This window comes from Streptomyces sp. NPDC048461 (genome assembly GCF_055587105.1).
Window position 1 is genome coordinate 1 of record NZ_JBVJGW010000094.1, and the last position, 501, is coordinate 501.

1 protein-coding gene is annotated in these 501 nt (G+C 63.7%); it reads right to left on the bottom strand.

Features of this window, described 5'->3' with window-relative positions; all coding sequences use genetic code 11:
* Positions 1-501 (bottom strand): TonB-dependent receptor plug domain-containing protein (locus ACZ6S8_RS39710; RefSeq protein ID WP_469463297.1); only part of this gene is annotated, 501 nt, incomplete at both ends.

A 501-nucleotide genomic window follows, 5' to 3' on the forward strand; every position in this document is an offset into this window, starting at 1 on the left:
TAGACATAGCTGCCGGTCACCGTGACGTCCTGCCAGCGGTAGCGCAACAGCAGTTCACTCCCACGGGTGCGGGTGACACCCGCCACATTGATCAGCTGCACACGTTCACCCGGGGCGGTTACAGACTCCACCAGGCGCACCGCATGGTCGATGTCGGATGCGAACACGCTGAGGTTCAGCTCCCACGCACCATGCACGTAGCCTGCATCGATGGACCCGGTGGTAGCGATCTCTGCACGAAGGCCACTCAGCGGCTCCAGCCGTGACAGGCCAGCGGCCTCGATCTGCTCGACAAAGGGGGTAGGCGCGTAGAAGCCTCTGCCGATCGAGGCGCGCAGAGTCCACGCATCAGGGCGGAACAACAGTGATACGCGGGGGCTGAAGTGCCCGCCATAGGCGCTATGCTGATCCCAGCGCGCACTGCCCGAAAGCGTAAGGTCATCGCGCAACGCCTGCTCGGCCTGAACGAACAGGGCGGGCACCGTGTAGCGGTAATCAATC